Origin of the sequence: Streptomyces lydicus (genome assembly GCF_001729485.1) — a bacterium.
GTDB lineage: Bacteria > Actinomycetota > Actinomycetes > Streptomycetales > Streptomycetaceae > Streptomyces > Streptomyces lydicus_D.
In genome coordinates this window covers 4,173,289-4,193,868 of record NZ_CP017157.1, presented here as the reverse complement: position 1 = coordinate 4,193,868, position 20,580 = coordinate 4,173,289, and the positions used below count along the sequence as shown (strand labels likewise).

Genomic DNA, 20,580 nt, shown 5'->3' with positions numbered 1-20,580 from the left:
ACACCCCCTCAGGTATCCCCGTCGGAAAGCCGTCGGTCGGGCTATGGTCGGCGATATGACCCTGTCGACACGAGAACGAGAGCTGTTTCTGGCGGAACCTCATATCGGTGCGCTGTCCGTGGTCGAACGGCCGGACCGCGCACCACTGACCGTCCCCATTTGGTATCAGTACACGCCGGGCGGCGAACTGTGGGTGCGTACCGGGCCTGATTCCCGGAAGGCCCGGGCCATTCGGTCTGCAGGGCGCTTCAGCCTGATGGTGCAGCGGACCGAACCGACGGTGCGCTACGTCTCGGTGGAGGGGCCGGTCACCAGGACGGAATCAGACAGCCGCGAACGGTCCTGGGAGCTGACCGCGCGGTACCTCCCTCAGGACAAGGTCGCGGAATTCGTGGAATACGACCGCACCCAGCTCGGTGAGCACGTCGTCATTTACCTGCAGCCGGAACATTGGGTGTCCGCCGATTTGGGATCCCTCTGACCGCCGCCGCGATGACGGGCAACCCCTTCTCTACGCCGGTCAGGTGAGGGTGCGATGCTCTCCGGGTGAGTTATCCCGCGACAGACGAGCTTTCCTCCGCGGAGCGCGCGTTCATGATCAACGCCTCCGAGATCGATATCCTGCCCGGCGTCCGAGGCGACCTGGACGAGCCCTTGACGTCCGGGCCCGCCTCGGCTCTCATACCGATTCTGCGGACGCTGATCGACAAAGGATGGATTCAGGTCTCCCGGGTCATTCCCTGGACTGCGCCTGACGGGGCCGCGGGATTCCAACCCGGCCCTCCCCTCCCCCAGCGGGACCTGGCCGTGCTGCTTTCGGAAGCCACGAACTGGGAGTACCCGGAATCCGGCGAATGGTTCGGCTGCCTGACACTCACTCTTACCGAGGCGGGACGAAAGATCCCCCGGTGATGCGCGAGCCGATCACGCGGTCGAGGGGCGGCGGCGGGGCCGTCGCCGACGCGTAGGGAGAGCGCGCGGACGACCGTGATCGGCGCAGGACCGTGATCCACGCGTGATAAATGTCCCCGTAAACTCCACTACTTGGGGGATTCACGGGATGCGTGACAAGACGGGGGACACATGACGAACCGGCGCGCGGCGATACCGGCTCTGGTCGGAGGGGTGCTGCTCACGGCACTTCTGTGGTGGATGGGGGCGAGCGCGCACGCGCTGCACCTGCCGGGTGCCACCAACATGATCGGCGGCCAGGCCGCCGCCGATCTCGAACACTGGCTCACTCCCTGGTCGTACGACCCCCCGTCGTCCACTCAGCCCGGCACCGGTACGTCCGACGGGGTCGGTAGCCCGGGCTGGGTCGACGGCACCCGCTACCTCGCGCTGTACACCACCGCGCTGCAGGTCCGGTTCGGCGCGGTCTTCGTCTTCTTCGTGCTCGGGGCGATCTTCCTGGTCCGCCGACTTCCCCCGGTGCCCGGCCGGCGGACCGCCGCCCTGCTCGCGGTGTGGGCGTGGGGTCTGGTGGCCGGGATGCTGGCGGCGACCGTCTCCGCGCCGTGGCTGATTGCCTCTGGGGGGAACGGCAGTTTCCGCTTCCTGCCCCGGCTGTCGGGCGCGATCTCCTCCGGGCAGCAGATCCTGGTGGTGACCGCGCTGGTCGCGGCCGTGGGGACCGTGCTCGCAGCCCGGATCACCGCCGACGGGACCGGTCCGCTGCCGCAGCAGGTCGTCCCGGTGCGCGCCGCCCGCCTGGCCGCCACCGTCGGGACCGTGGTGATCGCCCTGTCCCTGGTGGTCCTCTCGTACCAGCCGGTGGCCGCCGCGCTCCAGCAGATCTCCCCGAGGGTCGGGCTGATCTCCGAACCGGGTGATCTCCTGCGCCAGTGGCTGCTGCTCGGTGCCTGGACGGACCCGGCGGGCACACCGCTCGGCGACTGGCTCCTGTCCCGCGCCCCCGACGTGCTGCTGCTCGCCGTGGTGTGGTGGATGCTGAGCCGGCTGCCCGGACTGCTCACCCGAGCCACCGTCCCGGCGATGGCGGTCGGCGCGGTGTGCGCGACCGTGCTCGGCCTGCTGGCGAGCCAGCTGCTGCGGATCGCGACGGACGGTACGGGCCTGCGCTGGGGGCTGCTGCATCTGTCCGCGGAGCTCGGCGGCGGCGTCCCGGCGGCCCTGACCTGGGGCCTGCTGGCCGGAGTCGCGGCTGCCGTGACGCTGCGGGTGGCCGGGGCGCGCACGAAGACCGCCGACGCGACGGCCTCCGTCCAGGACTCCCCCGAGGCGTAGGACCGGCCGGCAGGCCGTTCCGGCCACGATGCCCCTACTCCTGGAAGGGGTCACCCGGGCCGCCGACAGGCTGGGAACCACACCCGTCCCGCCGGCCACGCTGCTGGGCGTAGCGGCACTGGACGTCCCCGAGCACGTGGTCGAGATCGAAGCTGCTGCGGTCCTCGACTGAACGGCCGGCGTCACGCCTCGGCGCGGAACCCTGACCACCACCAGTTCCAGGGGCGGTTTGCTACCGGCGGGCCGCCGTTTCGGAGGGCAGTTCGTCGAAGCGGTCGCGGTATTCGGCGGCGAAGCGGCCCAGGTGGGAGACGCCCCACCGATACGCGATGGTGCTGACGTGATCGGTGGAGGTGAGGACGTCCTCGCGGATCCGGTCCAGTCGCAGATTGCGCACGTAGGTGAGGGGAGACAGTCCGAGTCGGGCGCGGAACGCGGAGCTGACGGTCCGTGGGCTGCAGTCTGCGGCGGCGGCAATGCCGCTGAGGGTGAGGCGTTCCGAGAGGTTCGTTTCGATGAAGGAGAGAGCCGCGCGTAACGAGCGCGGGTGACTGGGTTGCGGGCCGTCGCGAAGCTCGCCGGTATGCGTATGGGGCTGGGCCAGCAGCAGGGCGGTGGCAATGCACCGCAGCTGGCTGCGCGGCAGCTCCGCACGCTGGAACAAGGGGTCTCCTGAGTCCAGCTGCTCCACGAGGGAATGCACCAGCAGCCGCACCGCCCGGCCCTTGGGTTTGGCCAGGTCCAGGGCGAAGTCGAAGCGTACGGTGGATGTCGGCAGTTGCCCGGTGAGCGCGGCGAACTCCTGGTCGACGAGGGCGGCATCGATCCGCAGGCCCAGAAAACGCGTCCGGCTGCGGGCGGGGCGCAGCTCCTGAGTGTCTCCGGGGTTGACGACTCCTGCGGTGGCCTCGTCGAGGGTCGCGTGCAGGCTGCCGCAGGTCGCCGCGATGGCGCCGGAAACACCTATGTTGACGAAGTAGGAGCGGCGGCGGCCGGACGCCGAAGCGACGCGGACGTCGAGTGGCGAGGCGAAGTAGCCGACCGCGAAGTCGGAGGCGGCGACGCCGCGCAGTTCGTGCTCTCCGCCGGCCAGGCCGTCCAGCGGAGAGGTGGTGATCGAGCCGCCGAACAGCCGGGTGGCAGCGTTGAGCAGATCGACCGGGTTCCGAGATTTGGTGATGCGGAACGTGTGCAGAGGAGTGGTCACAGCTTCACCCGTGGACGACGGCGTCATGGTGGGAACTCCTTTTGCGGCCGGACGTTGGCCACCTCGGTCCGAGGACGCTCAGATCGGCGGGGCGACGAACAGCCCGGGGTCGACGTCATTGTGGGACTTGGCGGCAATGTATTCGTTCATCTCGTTGGCCGTGCCCCACTGGTCGGCGTTGGCCGGATCCGTCAGGTCGAAGAGGTGTGGATGCCAGGTGTCCTCGTCCACGACTTCGAGCTCGGTGGTGTACTCGACGGTGTTGCCCGCCCGGTCGAGGTAGTAGCTGAAGGAGTTGTCACCGGCGCGGTGCCGGCCCGGACCCCACAGGCGCTCGATGCCCAGCCGCTGCATCCGGCCCGTGCCGCGCAGGAACTCGTCCACCCCGCGCATCTCGAAGGACGCGTGATGGAAGGCTGCATGCGGGCCGCGGACGATGCCGAAGCTGTGGTGATAGGTGTTGCAGCGCAGGAACCACATCATCTCGCCGCGGCTGCCGATGCACAGGGTGTCCGAGAGCCGGAAGCCGAGATGCTTGATGTACCAGGCCACCGTGGCTTCGGGTGTGGGCGAGTTCATCAGCACATGCGACAGCCGCACGGGTATGGACTCCCGTGCCTCGATCGTGCGGTGCCGGCGTGGGGTGACGTCGGCGGAGACCTCCACCACACGGCCCTCGTTGTCGAAGAAGCGGACCGCATAGCCGCCTCCGGGAGTGTCCAGCATCTGCGGTTCCCGCACCAGCTTCACACCCTGCGCGATCAACTGCGCGGCCAGGGCGTCGACATCCGCGGGGTGGGCGGCACCGAAGGCGATGAGGTCGGTGCGCTTCTGCTGGTCCTCGCGCAGCCGCACCACGTACTGCTCCGGGGAGCCTTCGGCCGCCAGGAACGAGACCCCCGTGTCACCGGCGGTCTCCGTCAGACCCCATAACTCGGTGTAGAACTGGCGCTGTTCGGCGAAGCTCGGCATGGTGACATCGATATGCCGCAGGTGGGTGATCAAGCTTGTGTCGCTCATCGGTCACTCCTCGTACGGGGTGGATCGGCTGAGGTGTTCGGTCAGCCGGTCGATGACAGTGGGCATCGGGTGGGCATCGGATGGAGGGTTACGCGGGCTCGGCCATCTGCTGGTGACATGCGTTGACCAGCGGGTACGCCTTGTCGTGACGCTGTGCCTGCTCCAGGCCGACGATCGCCACCGAGGTCTGAACGAGCGTGCGGCATCGCCGTGCACGCCGGTTGACGAACGACTCAAGCCCCGCGCCGACCGACTCATGACGCGCGAGTTCGTGGGCCAGCACGAGCCCGTCCTCGATCGCCAGGGCCGCGCCGCTGGCCGTCTGCGGTGCCGGCGCATGCGCGGCGTCACCGATGACGACGCCGTTTCCGCGGTTCCAGGCACCCGCCAACAACGCCGTCCGGACCGGGCGGCGTACCACCGACTCCGACGCGGACACCAGAGGGCAGATCTCCTTCACCCGCCCCGGGAAGGCCCCCAGGAGCTGCCGCAGACGCGGGGCGAGTTCGGCATCGGGTAGGACGCTGTGTCCTACTCCGTTCTCCGTGAGGAACACGTACGCCTGGCTGCCCGAGATGGGGATGAGTCCAGCTGTGTTGACTTCGCCGGCGAACTGATGGATACGCGTGGCCCACGGCGGGCGCGGCACCAGGGCCCGCCAGACCATCTGCCCGTGGTAGTCGAGCGAGGTCGCCAAGCCCAGCAGGGCCCGGACCGACGAGCGGATGCCATCCGCGCCCACCAGCAGCGCGAACTGCCGGACCGTCCCGTCCGAGAACCGCACACGGACCAACTCCTGCTCCTGGTCCACCGCCGCGACCGTCATCCCGTAGTGCACCACCACCCCACTCCGCTCGGCCGCCTCCCGCAGGATCCGGTGCAGTACGGGGCGCGCCATGCCGACCATCGCCGGCCGCTCCGCGCCGATCAGACGCGGCAACTGGACCCGGTCCGCGGACTCGCCGTTCACGTCCACATGTGTGATGCCGGCCATCCCGTAGCCCTCGGCCAGACACCTGTCCGCGAGTCCCAACTCGTCCAGCGCGCGCAGCGCGGGGCCGGTCAGGCACAGCCCCCACCCCGACGTCGCCGTCGCCGGGGCGGCCTCGGCGATCTCGACGCGCCACCCCCTGCGCGCCAGGGCCGACGCCGCCGTCAGACCGGCGACACCCGCGCCCACGATCACGGCCGTCCGCGCGCCGCTGCAGCTCTTCATCTACGCCTCCTGAGCACCGAATTCACCGGAACCCTAGAAGCCGCCGCGGCTCCGCCCTATCCGTATCGGGAGGCGGCTATCCGCTTCCGGCAATCGATGAATGCGCGGTGGTATCCCTCGCGGCCACCGCGCCGGCCCGGCTGCGGCATGGGGATTTCGAAGTGGACCGTGTCGACGCCGGGGCCGTGCAACGGCTCAACCCGCGCCCACTGCACATCTGTTGACGACACACCAGGACCCACGACCAGCTGATCCGAACAAAACTGCCTAGCGGCTGCGGTCGCTCGGCGGATCGGTCAGGCGGTCGCCGTCCACGCGGGTTCCGGCCTGCTTGATCTGGCGGAAGACGGGGCTGACTTCCATGGCCTCGACGCCGGGGAGGGTTCCGACGCGGTCGGAGGTGAACTCGAAGAGTTCGTCGAGGTCGCGGCAGTGGACGACGGCGTGCAGGTTGTTCGGCCCGGACAGCGCGGCGGCGAACCCCACTTCGGGCATCCGCGCCATCGCGCGTCCAACGGCTTTGATGCTGCCTGGATGGACCCGCATCCACAGGTTCGCCCGGGCCCGGTACCCCAGGGCCATCGGTGCGATCTCCACGTCGATGTGGACCACTCCGCCGGAGAGCAGAGTGTGCAGACGTCGTGAAGCCCGGCCCGGCGTGAGGTCGGCCGCGGCGGCGAGGTCGACGAGACTGGCCCGTCCGTCGGTGGCGAGGGCCGCGAGCAACTTCTCGTCCTGGTCGGCGAGTTGCACCGGCTCGTTCCGCACGACCGGCCGTTCGGGGAACGGCCCGTCGCCGGTCCCGAGGGCGGCCTCCTGCTCGGGGGTCAGGGTTCCGGTGAGTGCGGCCCAGTAGTGTCCGCGTCCGCCGACGAACTGGCGGAGCATCACCGACGCCTGGAGGTCGAGTACGGCGGCAGCACGAGGGAGCCGACGGCCGAGCAGGTCGTCGCGCTGCTCCGGTGACCGTGAGCGCACGGCGCAGGTGACCTCGGAGCCGGCGGCGCACAGCGCGACCCAGCTGATGTCGTCGCGTTGCGCGAGTGCTTCGGCCATGGCCGGGGCGCTGCCGGGGCGGCAGCGCAGGCGCGCCATCCACCGGCTCTGCCCGAGGGCTCCCGGGTCGACCACCCCGATCACCCGGAGGACCCCGGCCCGCCGCATACGGCGGTAGCGGCGGGCGACGGTCAGCTCGGAGAGCCCGAGGACCGTCGCCACGGTCGCGAATCCGACCCTCGGATCAATCTGAAGGGCACGAAGGATTCGCACATCATGCGGCTCAAGAATGACGGAATGATCGATCTCTGGACTCGACATGGCGGCAACGCTACAGAAGGCGCCGTTTCCGGGTCGTTGCGCACCGCGCGTGGCCGACGCTTGCACAGGTACGACGACATGCGCCGAAGGAGCCTGATGAGAGTCATCACCATCGAGGAGCACTGGACCACCCCGGGGATCGACCGGGCCTTGCGAGCACAGCCGATGCGGTCGCGCGACGAGAGCGTGGCGTTGAACGACCGGGGGGACATCCCCGGCCGTCTGCTCGACATCGGCGAGCAACGGATCACGGCGATGGACGCGGCCGGCATCGACCTGCAGATCCTCTCGATCGCCCCGCCGGGGACCCACGGGCTCCCGGCCCGTGAAGCCGTTGCGCTGAGCCGCGAGGCGAATGACCTGGCGAGCGAGGCCGTGGGGCGCCATCCGACGCGTCTGCGGGCGATGACGACGCTGCCGATGTCGGATCCGGACGCGGCCGTGACGGAGCTTCAGCGGATCGCGGACTCGCCCGCTCATGTCGGGATCATGTCCTACGGTCGCAGCGGCGACCGGCCGTTGGACGATCCCGCCTACGACGAGCTGCTCGCCACCGCCGCCGCTCTGGGGCGGCCGGTGTTCATCCATCCCCAGATCCCGCCGAACGCGGTCAGGGACGCCTCCTACCGCGGGTTCGACCCGACCGTCGAGCTCGCGCTCGCCACCTTCGGCTGGGGATGGCACATCGAGGCGGGGCTCGCGGCACTTCGCCTGATCCTGCGCGGCACGTTCGACCGACACCCGGACCTGCAGATCGTGCTGGGGCACTGGGGCGAGATGCTGTTGTTCGCCCTCGACCGGGTCGACAGCCTCTCGAACGTCGCGACCGGCCTGGACCGTCGGGTCGCTGAGTACTTTCGGACCAACGTCCACATCGCGACCAGCGGCATGCTGACCCCCCGCTTGCTGCGGCACGCGTTGGACTTCACGACCATCGACCGGATCCTGCTCTCGGGCGACTATCCCTTCCACCGGCTGGACGCCGCGGCTCTCACCGACTTCCTCGGGACGCTCCCCGACCGCGAGGACCGGCACAAGGTCGCGTATGCCAACGCCCGGGCGCTCTACCGCCTCGAACCGTCCGCGCCCGGACCGGACGCAGAGACCGCGCGACTCCTGGAGCAGTCATGAACGTGATTTCGCAGCACGCGACCGTGCTTCTCATCGGTGCGTCCCGTGGCCTGGGCCGTGCGATCGCCGCTGAGTACCTGGACCGCGGATCCCATGTGGTGGGGACCGTCCGCGGCCCCGGTCGGACCGCGTTGCACGACCTTCAGCCAACTGCCGGTGGGCGGCTGGAGATCGAGCACGTGGACATCAACGCGCCGGAGCAGATCCACGCTCTCCGAGAGCGGCTCGGCGCCCGCAGGTTCGATCTGCTCTTCGTCAACGCGGGCGTGGCCAACCATCCGGAGGAGACCCCTGCAGACGTCACGACCGACGAGTTCACCCGCCTGATGCTCACCAATGCGCTGAGCCCCATGCGGGTCATCGAAACGCTCGCCGAACTCGTCACGCCGGACGGCACCATGGCGATCATGTCCTCCGGCCTGGGCAGCGTCGCCAACAACGAACGCGGCGGCTTCGAGATCTACCGGGCCAGCAAATCCGCCCTCAACCAGCTGATGCGCAGTTACGCGGCCCGTCACCGCGACGATCCCCGCACGCTGCTCGTGACGGCGCCCGGCTGGGTCAAGACCGACATGGGCGGCCCCAACGCCCGTCTCACCATCGAGGAGAGCATCCCCCGCCTCGTCACGGCCGTTGACGCGCAACGCGGCCGCCGGGGCCTCCGCTACCTCGACTATCTGGGAGAGACCGTCCCCTGGTGAGACGACTGACCGGGCAGGGCGAGCGATGCCGCCCCCGGCGACGCCGTGCGTGCTACGGGTGCGGGTCCCCCGCGGTCTGCCGCGTGGTGGCGTCGAGGGCGCCGAGCAGGGCCAGCGCCTGGGCGCTGGGGCTGCCGGGTTCGGCGTGGTAGATGACGAGTTGCTGGCCGGGGGCGTCGCGGACGTCGAAGGCTTGGTACGTGAGGGTGAGCGGACCGACGTCGGGGTGGTTGAGGGTTTTGGCGTCCCGGGTCTTGCCACGCACGGTGTGGGCCTGCCACAGCGTCGAGAAGGTGGTGCTGTGCTCGGTCAGCGTGTCGATGAGCGCGTTCAGCCGGGGGTCGTCGGGATCAAAGCCGGCCGCCTGACGGAGGTGGGCGACGGTGGCCTGCGCGGCCCGGTCCCAGCGGGCGTAGAAGTCCCGACCGGCCGGGTCGAGGAAGACCGCGCGGGCGAGATTGTCCGCGGGGTGGAAGGGCGAGTACAAGGCGTCGGCGAGGGCGTTGGTGGCCAGGATGTCCAGGGTGCGGTTGAGGACGAACGCCGGGGTGTGGGGGTAGCCGTCCATGAGCTGGCGGAGGGCCGGGCTGACCCCGTTCCGCTGCGGCCCCGGGCGGTCGAGCGGTGCGGTGCCGGCCAGCCGGTGGAGGTGGTCGTGGGCGTCGGTGTCGAGGTGGAGGGCGCGGCTGAGCGCGTCGAGGACCTGGGGCGAGGGACGGCGTTCGCGGCCTTGTTCCAGGCGGGTGTAGTAGTCGACGTTCACTCCGGCCAGCACCGCGACTTCCTCGCGGCGTAGCCCGGCGACCCTCCGTAGGCCGTAGCTCGCCATGCCCACGTCTTCGGGCCGCAGGCCGGAGCGCCGGGCGCGCAGGAAGTCTCCCAGGTCGTTGTCGGGCATGCCGTCCAGGTTAGGCATTCGGCCGGTGTGCTGCCTGGGTGTGTGGCACCCGGGCAGCACACGTCCTGGTGAGCGGTCTCCGGGGCGTCCAGCGTGGGTGGCGAAGGGAACGAACGCACTGGGAGGACGTCATCGCCATGCCTGGACAACGACTTGACGGCAAGGTCGCGCTGATCACCGGTGCGACGGGAGGAATCGGCGCCGCGACCGCCAAGCTGTTCGCCCGCGAGGGCGCGCGGCTGGTCGTCGCCGATGTCCGCCGGGAGCGCCTCACGGCACTCACCCGGGACATCGCGGAAACCGGCGCGGACGTCGTCGCCGCCTGCCTGGATGTCTCCTCCGCCCGGCAGTGGGACGGGGTGATCAGCACCGTCCGCGAGCGGTTCGGCAGGCTGGACGTCCTCGTCAACGTCGCGGGCGTCCTGGACTGGCCGGGCATCGAGGACACCGAGGAGGAGGCGTGGAACCGCGTCATCGACGTGAACCAGAAGGGCACCTGGCTCGGGATGAAGGCGGCCATGCCCCTGCTGCGCGCCACCGGCAACGCCTCGGTGATCAATACCTCGTCCGTCCTGGGGCTCGTGGGAAGCGGAGCGGCCGCCGCCTACCAGGCGTCCAAGGGGGCGGTGCGCCTGCTCAGCAAGACCGCGGCCGTCGAGTACGCCCGCCAGGGAGTGCGCGTCAACTCCCTGCATCCCGGTGTCATCGCCACGCCGATGATCCAGGACCTCCTGGACGAACAGGGCGACCGGCAGCCGGACATCGTCCGTACCCCGATGCGCCGCGCGGGCCGCGCCGACGAGGTCGCCTCGGCGATGCTCTTCCTCGCGGGCGACGAGTCGTCGTTCGTCACCGGCACCGAGCTCGTCGTCGACGGCGGCCTCACCGCCTACTGACCGCCGCTACGGCAACCGGGAGGAGCAAACCCCCACCCGGCACCCGTCTCTCTCACCACGGCAGGCGTTCGTCCAGTACCTTCCAGCCGTCGCCCAACTCCCCGCGCAACGCCTTCAGCGCGGCGTCCGCCTGCTCGTCGAACAGCTCCTTCTCCGCATCGGACCACGGAGACGGGCCCTGTGGGTACTTCCAGTCGAGGGAGGACTGGAAGCGCTCGCTCAGCCGCACCAGTTCGGCGCGGGTATCCGCACTGATCGGCAACCGCTCCGGCTCGCAGGGATAGCCGTACGGACTGTCCATGTGCTCCGGCCACAGCGGTGTGTGCGGGACGCCCGGTTCGAAGAAGAACCGCAGATAGATGAACACACCGCACCCTCTCACGACTCCCCGCCGGTGTCGCCCGTGTTCTGCGCGTCGAAGCGCCGTCGGGCCGCCTCGATCTCGTCGAGGTAGCGACGGGTCCAGGCGCACATGCCGTTGACCGTGTCGCGCAGTGCCGCACCCGCTTCGGTGAGGCGGTAGTCGACCCGGGGCGGCACCTCGGCGTACACCGTCCGGTGCACCAACCCGTCCCGTTGGAGTGCACGCAGGGTCTGGGTGAGCATCTTGTGGCTGACACCGTCGACCTCACTGCGCAAGGCGGTGAACCGCAGGGTCCGCTCCCCCAGTGCGTTGATGATCAGCAGCGCCCATTTGTTGGCCACGCCGGAGAAGATCTGGCGGGCCAGGGAGTCGGCACGTGTGACGTCCCCGTCCTCGTCGTCCGCGCGCCGGGCCTGCTCGGTAACCATGAGGTTCCCTTCTCACCAAAAAGTGCGTTCTTCCAGGTCAGTGGACAGTCACCTACGGTTTCTCAGTATCCGAAAGAAAGCAATGGGCCGTTCTCGGCAGATATGCCGCCGCGGCCTGCACCGCAGGGAAACGGAACCTCACATGACCGTCCTCAAGACCTACGCCCGGCTGTGGACCGAAGACCTCGACCGCGCGCTGCCGCTGCTCCAGCAACTCACCGGCGCCCAGCTGGACCTCCGCCTGGCGTTCCAGGACGTCGAACTGGCCGCCCTCGGCAATTTCCTCGTCATCGCCGGCCCGGCCGAGGAGCGCGCGAAGTACGCGCACGCCTCCGCCACCGTGGTCGTCGAGGACCTCGACGACCTGCAGACGACCCTCAAGGCCGCCGACGCCACCGTCACCACCCCCGCGACGGCCGGCCCTACCGGGCGGTTCCTCTACGCCCGGCACGTCGACGGGGCGGAGATCGAGTACGTCGAGTGGGCGCCGGAACTACGCCGGCGACTCCTCGGCCGCTGACCCGCGCAGCGACGCCGGTCGTGCGTCGGCGAGGCCCTCGGCACGCCGCAGGAGGCGGCATTCCTTGTGGACGCATTGCCAAGAAAGGTGCGGACCGTACGCCAACGCTTTTCCGGCGGCTGCCCGGAATGCTGGGCAGCGCCGAAAGCCAGTGGGCAGGCGGCGAACGCCAAGGGCGCGGGCGGCGGCTGTGTCACCAAGGACTTCAGCGTCGCTGAGGGCAGCCGGGTGGTGATGCAGGTGTGCCTTCGCCAGGGTTCGACTCTCTCGCACTGCAGTGACCGTCGATGGACCACGGCCTGAGGAAAGTCGGGGGACTTCAGGGCGTTGCACAGGTGCTCGGTCGGCCGGACTTCCGGTCGGCCGAGCACCTTTCGGTGTGTTCTGGGGACCGTTTCCGAAGGCTGTCGGCCTGCGGGCCCCGGGCCGGAGGGCCGTTGCTCACGGGTGGGGCCGGGTTCCGCGCCGGCCTCGGCCGGCGTCCGCCTCGCGGTGGAAGACGCGGTCCGTGACGCACTCCACACCGGTTCGGGGTCCAATCAAACACGAATTTAACATGCGTATTTGCTAGCGTCGTGTGCATGCGGTTGACGAAGTTCACCGACCTGGGGCTGCGTGCCGTCATGCGCCTGGCGGTCACCGAGCAGGCCGAACCCTTGACCACGCGCGAGGTGGCGGAGGCCATGGACGTGCCCTACGCCCACATGGCGAAGGCGGTCACCCGGCTCCAGCACCTGGGCGTACTGGAGGCCAGGAGGGGTCGCGGCGGCGGGCTCGAACTGACCGGACTCGGCCGACAGGCTTCGGTCGGCTGGCTGGTGAGGGAGCTGGAGGGCGTGGAGGAAGTCGTCGCCTGCGACGGCGATCCACCCTGCCCGCTGCGCGGCGCGTGCCGGCTTCGCGGGGCGCTGCGCCAGGCGCAGGAGGTGTTCTACGCCACGCTCGATCCGCTGACCGTGGCCGACCTGGTGACGCCCCCCACCGGCCCGGTCCTGGTCGGGCTGGTCGGCCACCGACCCGAGTGACCCACACCCTGCCGCCACAGGCGGACACCCCTTCGTTTTAATACGCAGATCATTAACCAGTCTCAGGAGTCGCTGTGCTCTCCGAGCAGTCCACCCCCGTCATCCGCGCCACCCTCCCCGTCGTGGGCGCCGCCATCGGTGAGATCACCGAGCTGTTCTACGCCAAGCTCTTCGACGACCGCTCCGAGCTGCTGCGGAACCTGTTCAACCGCGGCAACCAGGCCAACGGGGAGCAGAAGAAGGCGCTGGCGGGCTCCATCGCGGCCTTCGCCGGCATGCTGCTGGAGCACCCCGGCACCCGGCCGGACGCGATGCTCGCCCGGATCGCCAACAAGCACGCCTCTCTCGGCGTCACGTCCGACCAGTACAAGCTCGTCCACCAGCACCTCTTCTCGGCCATCGGTGACGTACTCGGCGATGCCGTCACCGAAGAGGTGGCCGCGGCCTGGGACGAGGTCTACTGGCTGATGGCCAATGCGTTGATCGCCCTTGAGGCCGGTCTCTACCGGGACGCCGGTGCCGCCGAGGGCGAGGTATGGCGGACGATGGAGATCGTCGAGCGGCGGCAGGAGACACCCGACGCGGTCTCCTTCACCCTGCGCCGCACCGACGGCGGCCCCGCGGGCTCCTTCCGCCCGGGCCAGTACGTCAGCGTCCAGGTCGAATTGCCCGACGGCGCCCGGCAGATACGCCAGTACAGCCTTTCCTGCGCCCCCGGCAGCCCGCAGTGGCGCATCACCGTCAAGCGCGTCCGCGGCGGCTTGGCGCCGGAGGGAGAGGTCTCCTCCTGGCTGCACGAGCACGCCCGGGCCGGCGAAGTGCTCACCGTTTCCGCCCCGTTCGGCGACCTCGTTCTCCCCGAAGGCGACGGGCCGCTGCTGCTGGCCTCCGCCGGGATCGGCAGCACACCGATGCTGGCCATGCTCGACCACCTGGCCGCCGAGGGCCCGGCACGGGCGGTGACGGTGGTGCACGCCGACCGCGCCCCGTCCGACCACGCCCACCGGGACGAGCTGCGCCGCCTCGTCCGGGAACTCCCGGACGCCACAATGCACTTGTGGTACGAGGAGCCCGGCGACCAGGCGCCGGATGCGTCGGCCGGCCAGGTCGACGTGGCCGCGCTGGAACTCCCGGAGGGGGTGACCGCGTACCTGTGCGGACCGCTGCCGTTCATGCGCGCGGTGCGCGGCGACCTGCTCCGCCGCGGCGTTCCCGCCCGGTCCATCCACTACGAAGTCTTCGGCCCCGACCTCTGGCTCGGGCAGGAGCAGGTCGGTCAGGAGCAGGTTCGGTCGCGAGCGCAAGGAGAGCGCACCTCATGAACGCCACCTCGGCCGCCGTAGCCACCGCGGTCACCTTCGTCTGGCTCGGGATGGTCCTGGCGATCTCCTTCCTGGAGGCGCCGTTGAAGTTCCGGGCCCCCGGCGTGACCGTGCCCATCGGGCTCGGCATCGGCCGCATCGTCTTCCGTGCCCTCAACCGGGTCGAGGCCGTGCTGGCCATCGCCGCGATCACAGCGGTGGCCACCGGCGGGTCTCCCGCATCCGTCGGCACACCCGCCGCCGTCGCCGCGCTGCTGCTGGCCGTACAGCTCCTCGTGATCCGGCCTGGTCTCAACCGCCGTTCCGACCGCGTACTCGCCGGCGAGGCCCTCCCGCGCTCCCGCGCCCACCACTTCTACGTGGCAACGGAGCTGGTCAAGGTCTTCGCCCTGCTCGCACTGGGCATCAACGTCCTCACGGTCTGACGGCTCCCGGTACGCCCCCCGGTACGGGCGGCCCCGCCTCAGGTCGGCATGAAGCGGACCGGCAGCACGCCGTCCGATTTCCGCCAGCCATTCCGCATCTGCGCGGGTAACGCTGGGCGCATGAACTGTCGCACACCTCGCTCATGCGCTGCCGCCCCCGGTGCGGAGCCACGAGATCCCGTCGCCGATCGCTCCTCGCGGAACGAGGTCTCCGCGTGCTGAACGAGACGGTCTTCCGGAGCGAGGACGTGTCGGAGCCGGAGCGACTGGCCTGCTGGGCGGAGCGATTGGGGCAGACGCACGCTCCCGTGCGCCTGGAGAGCGACCACGCGCATGACTTCCGGGCGTACCAGCGCGTCTTGGACTTGGGCGCGGTCTCCCTCTGGCCGGCCACCTTTCAGCAGTCGGTGATCCGGCGCACTCCGCGATTGATCCGCCGGTCCGACCCCGAGCACTACCACCTGTCGCTCGTGGTGCGCGGTACCGGGGCAGTCACCTGGGACGACCACGAGGCCGTGTACCGGCCGTCCGACCTGCACCTCAACGACTCCTCGATGCCGTGGGAGATCCGTACCGGCGAGTCCCCCGTCACGACGCTGGGGATCGAAATCCCCAAGCACATGGTGCCGTTGCCGCGCGACCTGGCCGGCCGGAAGATCCCGCGCCGTCTACCGAGCGGCAAGGGCATCGGCGCGCTGCTCGCACAATTCCTCATCGGGCTGTGCGCGGACACCACCGCCTACCAGCCGTCCGACGGGCCCCGGCTGGGCAGGACCCTGACCGACCTGGTGACGGCGCTCCTCGCCCACGCGCACGAGGCGAGCAACGCCCTGCCCGCCGACACTCATCGACGGACCCTCCTCCTGCGGATCAAGCAGTTCATCACCGAGCAGCTGCACGAGCCCCGCCTCACCCCGACCGCCGTCGCCAACGCCCACCACATCTCCGTCAGTTACCTGCACCGCCTCTTCCAGGACGAGGACGCCACCGTCGCCGCCTGGATCCGGCTCCGGCGCTTGAACGCCGCATGCCGCGACCTCGCAGACCCGGCGCTGGGCTCCACCCCCATCCGTGCCATCGCCGCCCGCTGGGGTTTTCCGCACGCGGCCGACTTCACCCGCGCCTTCCGCACCGCTTACGGACTGCCGCCCAGCGCATACCGCCGCCAACACCTCGAACCGGCACCGGAGCACCGACAAGCCGCTCGCGGCCCGGACGACATCCCCTGTGCGGCACGAGAAAAGAAAGGCTGACGAAACGTGGCCGGTCTGATCGTGCTGCTCATCACCGGGCCCCTGATGAGCTGGCCCCTCATTTACTGCTTGCGGAATGTGTACGGCCTTTCCGTCCTCCGGCGCAGAGGAGTGCGCACGTCAGGGCGGTTTGGGTATCTCTACTGGCAGGACGGGGAGGCGGCGGGCGTCTTCCGGTTCGAGGCGCAGGACGGCAAGACCCGTACCGCCATGACAGCATTCGGCCACACTGCCGATTACGGCGAGGCGGACACCCTCGACGTTCTTTACGATCCGACTCGCCCGCAGCGCGCGGAAGTAGCCGATTGCGTAGCCGGAAAGCTGCGGACCTTCCGGCTCGGCGCCTCCGTCGTGGCTTTCTGCATGTTTCTGCCACCGGTCTGCTATTGGATCGTTCCCCTCTAGCCGGCCGGCGTGTGCGGGGCGCCGGGGGCGCCGGGATTCACGGGCCGGCGGGAGTGGTCGGCGCTTGGGCGGCGGACGGGTCGCCGGGCTGTTCGAGCAGGCGGGTGCGGAAGAGGTCGAGTACCTTGTCGAGCGCCGCACGGGTCGGCTGGCCGGGTTCGTCGAGGAGGTGCTCGGTCAGGACGGAGTGCGGCGGCAGGGCGGAGGCCGGGTTCGCGGCGCTGTCCTCGAGCTCGACGGCCACGAACGCCTCGCCGAGTTCCTTGCGCAAGAAGGCGAACCGGTCGCTCGGTACCAACCGGTCGCCGCAGAAGCGCAGTCCCATGACCTCAAGGCCGTCGCGTTCGCAGCGGGCCCGTACGGCGGCGAGGTCCTGGGGAGAGATGTCGATGACCGCGGCGCGGCTCCGGGTGACGGGCAGTGGCAGGGAGGGCTGGGACAGCACGGGGGCGAGGAGCCGCTCGTCGGTGGCCATCGCCAGGGCGAAACCACCGGTCAGGCACATGCCGACGGCGCCGACGCCGGGGCCGCCACAGCGCTCGTGCTCGTCTGCGGCGAGGGCTCGGAGCCAGCTCACCACCGGGGAGGTCTTCCCGGTGGCCAGCACGGTGAATTCCCGGCTGACGCACACCTTCGCTATCGACGAGGCCATGTAGAGGCGTGTCTTCAGCAAGCCCACCGTTGCGGGGTCGGCGGCGCGGCCCGGCGTGCCGAAGAGGACCGGGAGGACCGCGGTGCAGCCGATGGCGGCGACCCGCCGCGCGAACTCCAGAACCTTCGGTGTGATCCCCGGTATCTCGGCTATCACGATCACCGCCGGGCCCGTCCCCCGCCGCAGGATCGGGCGGGTGACGCCGTCGTGGGTGAAGGTGCTCTCGTCGAAACCGGTGAGGTCGTGTTCTGACACGGGCTACCGCCGTCCTGTAGGTCGAGTACTGACCGAAGCTGATCACATACTGATCGAACAGGGGCGGTTTCCGGTATGTGGTGCTCGGCCTCACCGCATGGGTCCTGGCGTCGGCCTACGCGGCGATCTGGCGGGTGCTGAGCCGCAGTTGGCGTTCCTGCTCCTGGTCGCCGGAGGCCGAGCCGGCGTCTTGGACGGTGAAGACGGAGGCCAGACCTGCGTGCAGGCGGTCGGCCGCCCAGGGGCCGCCCTGGAGGGTGACGGTCACCGGCTCGGTCAGCCGGCCCGGCCGCGCCGCGGCCGGTGCCGCCGACACGTCAACGGTCATGGTCCATACTGTCGGACCCGGCCCCGCCGAACTCTGCGGCACGTCCTCCGTGGCCCGGTCGGAGCTGAACAGCGCGTTGAGCGCGCCGAAGACCGTGTGCGCGTCCTCCGCGGGGCAGTCCGTGATCTCCACCTGGACCTGGTCCGCGCCGTCACCGATCCGTGCGGTCGCTTCCGAGTCGTTCACTGTGGTGCGCCCTTCTCTTCTCTGCGTGGTGTGTGCGGCGATGACCTCGCCCGCGCGGCTTTCTGTGCGGGCCCACGTCTTTGACGAGTGCAGGGTGGATCCGTCATGGGGAGCGCGTACCCGATCACGGTCCTCGTACCGCTGCACCGGCCGCCTGCCTGAGGGGCCCGCTGAAATCGGGCGGATCGGCACGCCGATCCGGAGTGATGTCCTGGCCGGACAGGGCACACGGGACGGCAGGGGGGAACCGGAAGCGGAGCGACGCCGAAGCATCGGGGTCGCCTCACGGACGAGTGAAAGGGTTAGTCATGTCGCAGGTAGAGGAGTCGGTCGAGGTCAGCGTTCCGGTGCGGACGGCCTACAACCAGTGGACGCAGTTCGAGTCCTTTCCGCAGTTCATGGAGGGGGTTGAGCGGATCGAACAGGCAGGTGACCGCCTCACGCACTGGGTGACCAGCATCGGCGGGGTCAAGCGGGAGTTCGACGCGAAGATCACCGAGCAGATCCCCGACGAGCGCGTCGCCTGGTCCACCGTCGACGGAGAGGCCAAGCAGGCCGGGGTCGTCACCTTTCACCGCATCGACGACACCACGACCAAGGTCATGCTGCAGATGGTCTTCGATCCGGAGGGGCTCGCCGAGAACGTGGGCGACAAACTGGGCGTGGTCAAGCACCAGGTGAACGGTGATCTCAAGCGGTTCAAGACCTTCATCGAGAATCGCGGCATCGAGACCGGGGCCTGGCGAGGCAGCGTCTGAGGCGGCGCGGCCGGCCACCACCCGGCCCGTCGGGAGAAGTGCGAGGGGAGCAGCGTGCTGCTCCCCTCGCACTCCTTTGCTTCAGCAGATCAGCGCGGAGCAACTCCTCACGCTGCTCGTCGTGCCGGATCTGATCGACCAGCCAGGAGGCCAGCTTCACAAGGCCGGTGCGGGTGCACTCGCGCCAGCCGGTCAACTCCCGGGTCCGGGTTCGGTTCCGCTGAACCCGCCGCGAAGTCTCGCCGACAGCCCGTCAGCCGGGTAGGCCCGCATTCTTTCGTTCAGCCGCCGACTCGCGCGGCGGATCAGCCAAGCTCACGGCTCATTCATTCAAGGAGCGCGAACGACGCCCCCTCCTGCCACTTCACGCCGTCATGCACCAAGAGGTCGACTGACGAGACCCTGGACGTGAAGGGGAGTTTGCTGCGCAGGTCCGCCTCGATCTCGTCCAGAACTGCCTCGTGCTGACCGTCAGCGACGGTCAGGTGCGGCACGATCTCGGTGAACTGGCCGCCATAGGGAGGAGCTTCAGGCCACTGCTCCGCGATCACCTCTGTGAGCCGCCGCAACTCTGCATCTGGCTCAGGCACGAGATACAGCACCCCGGGAAATCGCCCGCAGCTCTCAAAATGCAGGTCAAAGGCATGGTGCCTGCCGAGCACGTCGGCGAGAGCCGAGTGGACACGCTCATCTGTTCGGCTCTCGCCGAGGAACGGAAAAAGCACCGTGATATGGGCAGGTACTCCTGCTCGGGCTGACGGATCGAACCGCTCACGCCATGCGCGGACGACTGGCTCCGCGTCCGGGACCCGGACGATGAGGCCCGTCTGGCCTGCCTGAAACCTGCTGGTGCTGTCGTCTGCCATGACACGGCATGCTGCCATCCCCGATGGCTGGTGGCAGCACTCATCATGCGTCCCTGATCATGAGCGATCCGCAGGCACGGGACAAACGAGGAACCGACGGGACCGGAACACGACCGCAGTCATTCCCGTGAACATCCAGAGGGCCGACGACCACCAAGCGCCGCCGGAAACCATGAAAAACGCTGAGCCCACGGCGCCCCGTGAGCGCATCGTGAGCCGCACATGAGCGCTGTGGCCAATTCTCGTGGTGTGCCGATCGCAGCGGCAATCCATGTGTGCTGCGTAATCGGCAGCGCTTCCGTTTTCCGGCGGGTTCGGAGCTGATGCACGTACCCGACGGGTGCCGCCTTCCCTGGACGGCCGCACCTGGAGTCGTGAACGGAATCGCAGGACGCAATGCGCACTTCAGGTGGAAGGCAAGGGAAGCAGAAATGAACGGACGAGTACGCAACGTTCTTCCGGTCGGCAGAGGCCGGCGGGCGAAGGCGGTCGCGGTGGGGGCCATGGCCCTCGCGGCGTCGCTGTGTCTGACCGTCGCCCCGGCGCAGGCGGATGGCGGTGGCGGCGGCTTCGGCAGCAGCGGGGGGCTGATGGGGTCGGCGCAGGGCGCGTACGACCCGTCGCCCGGTCCCGACCCGATGAACGACCCCCAGAAGCGCGCCGAGTTCCTCTCGAACTGCGGCGACAAGTGCACCATCACCAACGGCACGTTCGTCAGCGAGGCGACCGAGGGCACGCCGGAGCGGGTCTCGGATTTCCACGACACCTGTGCCGCCACCGGCTCCTTCAGCTACAAGGAGGAGGAGACCACGGGCAACGGCCTCGTCGTCAGCATGGGCCTGAAGGCTCCCGCCGTCATGGGCGTCGAAGTCCTGCCGAAGATCGACTACACCCAGGTCCACACCCAGACCACGGGCATCACCGACACGGTCAATCAGGACCAGCCGTACACCATCTACTGGCTGGACAAGGTTCCGATGACCCAGACGCTGCGTGGTAATTGGTCGTACGAAGGGGATTCCGTCAAGGGCCTCTCGGCGCGCGACTTCCCGGATGTCGAGGCCGACGTGACGTACACCGCCTTCCGGAAGCAGTCCCGCCCGATGACCGAGGAGGAGAAGATCTCCCGCTGCGGCAACGTCAGCCCCTCCTGACACTGC

24 protein-coding genes and 1 pseudogene are annotated in these 20,580 nt (G+C 69.4%); 15 read left to right on the top strand and 10 right to left on the bottom strand.

Translation table 11 applies throughout. From position 1 onward, the window contains the following. Positions 1-55 precede the first annotated feature (55 nt). The 4 genes and pseudogenes from SL103_RS18195 to SL103_RS18180 all read left to right on the top strand — a co-directional run. Positions 56-481, top strand: coding sequence for a pyridoxamine 5'-phosphate oxidase family protein (locus SL103_RS18195; RefSeq protein ID WP_069573870.1), 426 nt, complete (start codon positions 56-58; stop codon positions 479-481). A 65-nt stretch (positions 482-546) separates the two neighbouring features. After that, entirely contained in the window at positions 547-912 is a 366-nt protein-coding gene (locus SL103_RS18190) for a hypothetical protein (RefSeq protein WP_164492833.1), read from the top strand. 171 nt (positions 913-1,083) lie between these two features. After that, positions 1,084-2,247 carry a hypothetical protein gene (locus SL103_RS18185; RefSeq protein WP_069570054.1) on the top strand — a complete coding sequence of 388 codons (1,164 nt, stop codon included), beginning with the start codon at positions 1,084-1,086 and terminating at the stop codon, positions 2,245-2,247. Positions 2,248-2,266: 19 nt separating this feature from the next. Beyond that, a pseudogene (locus tag SL103_RS18180) lies at positions 2,267-2,419 on the top strand (RidA family protein); the annotation flags it as partial. 60 nt (positions 2,420-2,479) lie between these two features. Here SL103_RS18180 and SL103_RS18175 read toward each other — a convergent pair. The 4 genes from SL103_RS18175 to SL103_RS18160 all read right to left on the bottom strand — a co-directional run bounded on the left by SL103_RS18175 (position 2,480) and on the right by SL103_RS18160 (position 7,007). Continuing rightward, entirely contained in the window at positions 2,480-3,454 is a 975-nt protein-coding gene (locus SL103_RS18175; protein ID WP_069573869.1) for a helix-turn-helix transcriptional regulator, read from the bottom strand. A 78-nt stretch (positions 3,455-3,532) separates the two neighbouring features. Beyond that, complete coding sequence (locus SL103_RS18170) at positions 3,533-4,474, bottom strand: VOC family protein (protein ID WP_069570053.1); 942 nt, start codon at positions 4,472-4,474, stop codon at positions 3,533-3,535. 88 nt (positions 4,475-4,562) lie between these two features. Further along, entirely contained in the window at positions 4,563-5,690 is a 1,128-nt protein-coding gene (locus tag SL103_RS18165; RefSeq protein WP_069570052.1) for an FAD-dependent monooxygenase, read from the bottom strand. A gap of 267 nt (positions 5,691-5,957) precedes the next feature. Next, positions 5,958-7,007 carry an Lrp/AsnC family transcriptional regulator gene (locus SL103_RS18160; RefSeq protein WP_069570051.1) on the bottom strand — a complete coding sequence of 350 codons (1,050 nt, stop codon included), beginning with the start codon at positions 7,005-7,007 and terminating at the stop codon, positions 5,958-5,960. Between the two features lie 96 nt (positions 7,008-7,103). On the opposite strand from SL103_RS18160, the gene SL103_RS18155 reads away from it, so the two are divergent. Together SL103_RS18155 and SL103_RS18150 are read left to right on the top strand one after the other, a co-directional pair. Further along, positions 7,104-8,138, top strand: coding sequence for an amidohydrolase family protein (locus SL103_RS18155; RefSeq protein ID WP_069570050.1), 1,035 nt, complete (start codon positions 7,104-7,106; stop codon positions 8,136-8,138). Continuing rightward, positions 8,135-8,839: an SDR family NAD(P)-dependent oxidoreductase gene (locus SL103_RS18150; protein WP_069570049.1), complete on the top strand. Its 705-nt coding sequence runs from the start codon at positions 8,135-8,137 to the stop codon at positions 8,837-8,839. Before SL103_RS18155 ends, SL103_RS18150 begins: the two co-directional genes overlap by 4 nt. Before the next feature lie 52 nt (positions 8,840-8,891). Here SL103_RS18150 and SL103_RS18145 read toward each other — a convergent pair whose 3' ends face one another. Beyond that, the gene (locus tag SL103_RS18145) at positions 8,892-9,737 is read right to left on the bottom strand and encodes a helix-turn-helix transcriptional regulator (RefSeq protein ID WP_069570048.1); all 846 of its coding nucleotides are present in this window, start codon (positions 9,735-9,737) and stop codon (positions 8,892-8,894) included. 137 nt (positions 9,738-9,874) lie between these two features. On the opposite strand from SL103_RS18145, the gene SL103_RS18140 reads away from it, so the two are divergent. Then, positions 9,875-10,633 carry an SDR family NAD(P)-dependent oxidoreductase gene (locus SL103_RS18140; protein ID WP_069570047.1) on the top strand — a complete coding sequence of 253 codons (759 nt, stop codon included), beginning with the start codon at positions 9,875-9,877 and terminating at the stop codon, positions 10,631-10,633. 52 nt (positions 10,634-10,685) lie between these two features. Here the strand turns inward: SL103_RS18140 and SL103_RS18135 are convergent, their stop codons facing one another. Both SL103_RS18135 and SL103_RS18130 read right to left on the bottom strand, forming a co-directional pair. Beyond that, complete coding sequence (locus SL103_RS18135) at positions 10,686-11,000, bottom strand: hypothetical protein (RefSeq protein WP_069570046.1); 315 nt, start codon at positions 10,998-11,000, stop codon at positions 10,686-10,688. Positions 11,001-11,011: 11 nt separating this feature from the next. After that, on the bottom strand, positions 11,012-11,425 hold the full coding sequence (locus SL103_RS18130) for a winged helix-turn-helix transcriptional regulator (protein WP_069570045.1): 414 nt from the start codon (positions 11,423-11,425) through the stop codon (positions 11,012-11,014). A 142-nt stretch (positions 11,426-11,567) separates the two neighbouring features. Between SL103_RS18130 and SL103_RS18125 the strand changes: the two genes are divergently transcribed. The 6 genes from SL103_RS18125 (at position 11,568) to SL103_RS18100 (ending at position 16,375) form a co-directional block, all read left to right on the top strand. Next, on the top strand, positions 11,568-11,945 hold the full coding sequence (locus SL103_RS18125) for a VOC family protein (protein WP_069570044.1): 378 nt from the start codon (positions 11,568-11,570) through the stop codon (positions 11,943-11,945). Positions 11,946-12,526: 581 nt separating this feature from the next. Then, positions 12,527-12,970, top strand: coding sequence for an RrF2 family transcriptional regulator (locus SL103_RS18120; protein WP_069570043.1), 444 nt, complete (start codon positions 12,527-12,529; stop codon positions 12,968-12,970). Positions 12,971-13,044: 74 nt separating this feature from the next. Next, positions 13,045-14,292: a globin domain-containing protein gene (locus SL103_RS18115; RefSeq protein WP_069570042.1), complete on the top strand. Its 1,248-nt coding sequence runs from the start codon at positions 13,045-13,047 to the stop codon at positions 14,290-14,292. Then, a complete protein-coding gene (locus SL103_RS18110; protein ID WP_069570041.1) occupies positions 14,289-14,717 on the top strand; it encodes a hypothetical protein in 429 nt (142 codons plus the stop codon). The genes SL103_RS18115 and SL103_RS18110 overlap by 4 nt, the downstream gene beginning before the upstream one ends. A 215-nt stretch (positions 14,718-14,932) precedes the next feature. After that, positions 14,933-15,970: a helix-turn-helix domain-containing protein gene (locus SL103_RS18105; RefSeq protein WP_069570040.1), complete on the top strand. Its 1,038-nt coding sequence runs from the start codon at positions 14,933-14,935 to the stop codon at positions 15,968-15,970. A gap of 6 nt (positions 15,971-15,976) precedes the next feature. Next, positions 15,977-16,375: a hypothetical protein gene (locus tag SL103_RS18100; protein WP_069570039.1), complete on the top strand. Its 399-nt coding sequence runs from the start codon at positions 15,977-15,979 to the stop codon at positions 16,373-16,375. A gap of 37 nt (positions 16,376-16,412) precedes the next feature. Here the strand turns inward: SL103_RS18100 and SL103_RS18095 are convergent, their stop codons facing one another. Both SL103_RS18095 and SL103_RS18090 read right to left on the bottom strand, forming a co-directional pair. Then, positions 16,413-17,282, bottom strand: a complete 870-nt coding sequence (locus SL103_RS18095; protein WP_069570038.1) for a dienelactone hydrolase family protein — start codon at positions 17,280-17,282, stop codon at positions 16,413-16,415. A 115-nt stretch (positions 17,283-17,397) separates the two neighbouring features. Continuing rightward, complete coding sequence (locus SL103_RS18090) at positions 17,398-17,796, bottom strand: hypothetical protein (RefSeq protein WP_069570037.1); 399 nt, start codon at positions 17,794-17,796, stop codon at positions 17,398-17,400. Positions 17,797-18,104: 308 nt separating this feature from the next. Between SL103_RS18090 and SL103_RS18085 the strand changes: the two genes are divergently transcribed. Beyond that, on the top strand, positions 18,105-18,554 hold the full coding sequence (locus SL103_RS18085; protein WP_069570036.1) for an SRPBCC family protein: 450 nt from the start codon (positions 18,105-18,107) through the stop codon (positions 18,552-18,554). A gap of 326 nt (positions 18,555-18,880) precedes the next feature. Here the strand turns inward: SL103_RS18085 and SL103_RS18080 are convergent, their stop codons facing one another. Beyond that, the gene (locus SL103_RS18080; RefSeq protein ID WP_069570035.1) at positions 18,881-19,420 is read right to left on the bottom strand and encodes a 2'-5' RNA ligase family protein; all 540 of its coding nucleotides are present in this window, start codon (positions 19,418-19,420) and stop codon (positions 18,881-18,883) included. A gap of 431 nt (positions 19,421-19,851) precedes the next feature. On the opposite strand from SL103_RS18080, the gene SL103_RS18075 reads away from it, so the two are divergent. Beyond that, positions 19,852-20,574, top strand: a complete 723-nt coding sequence (locus tag SL103_RS18075; protein WP_069570034.1) for a hypothetical protein — start codon at positions 19,852-19,854, stop codon at positions 20,572-20,574. Positions 20,575-20,580 lie beyond the last annotated feature (6 nt).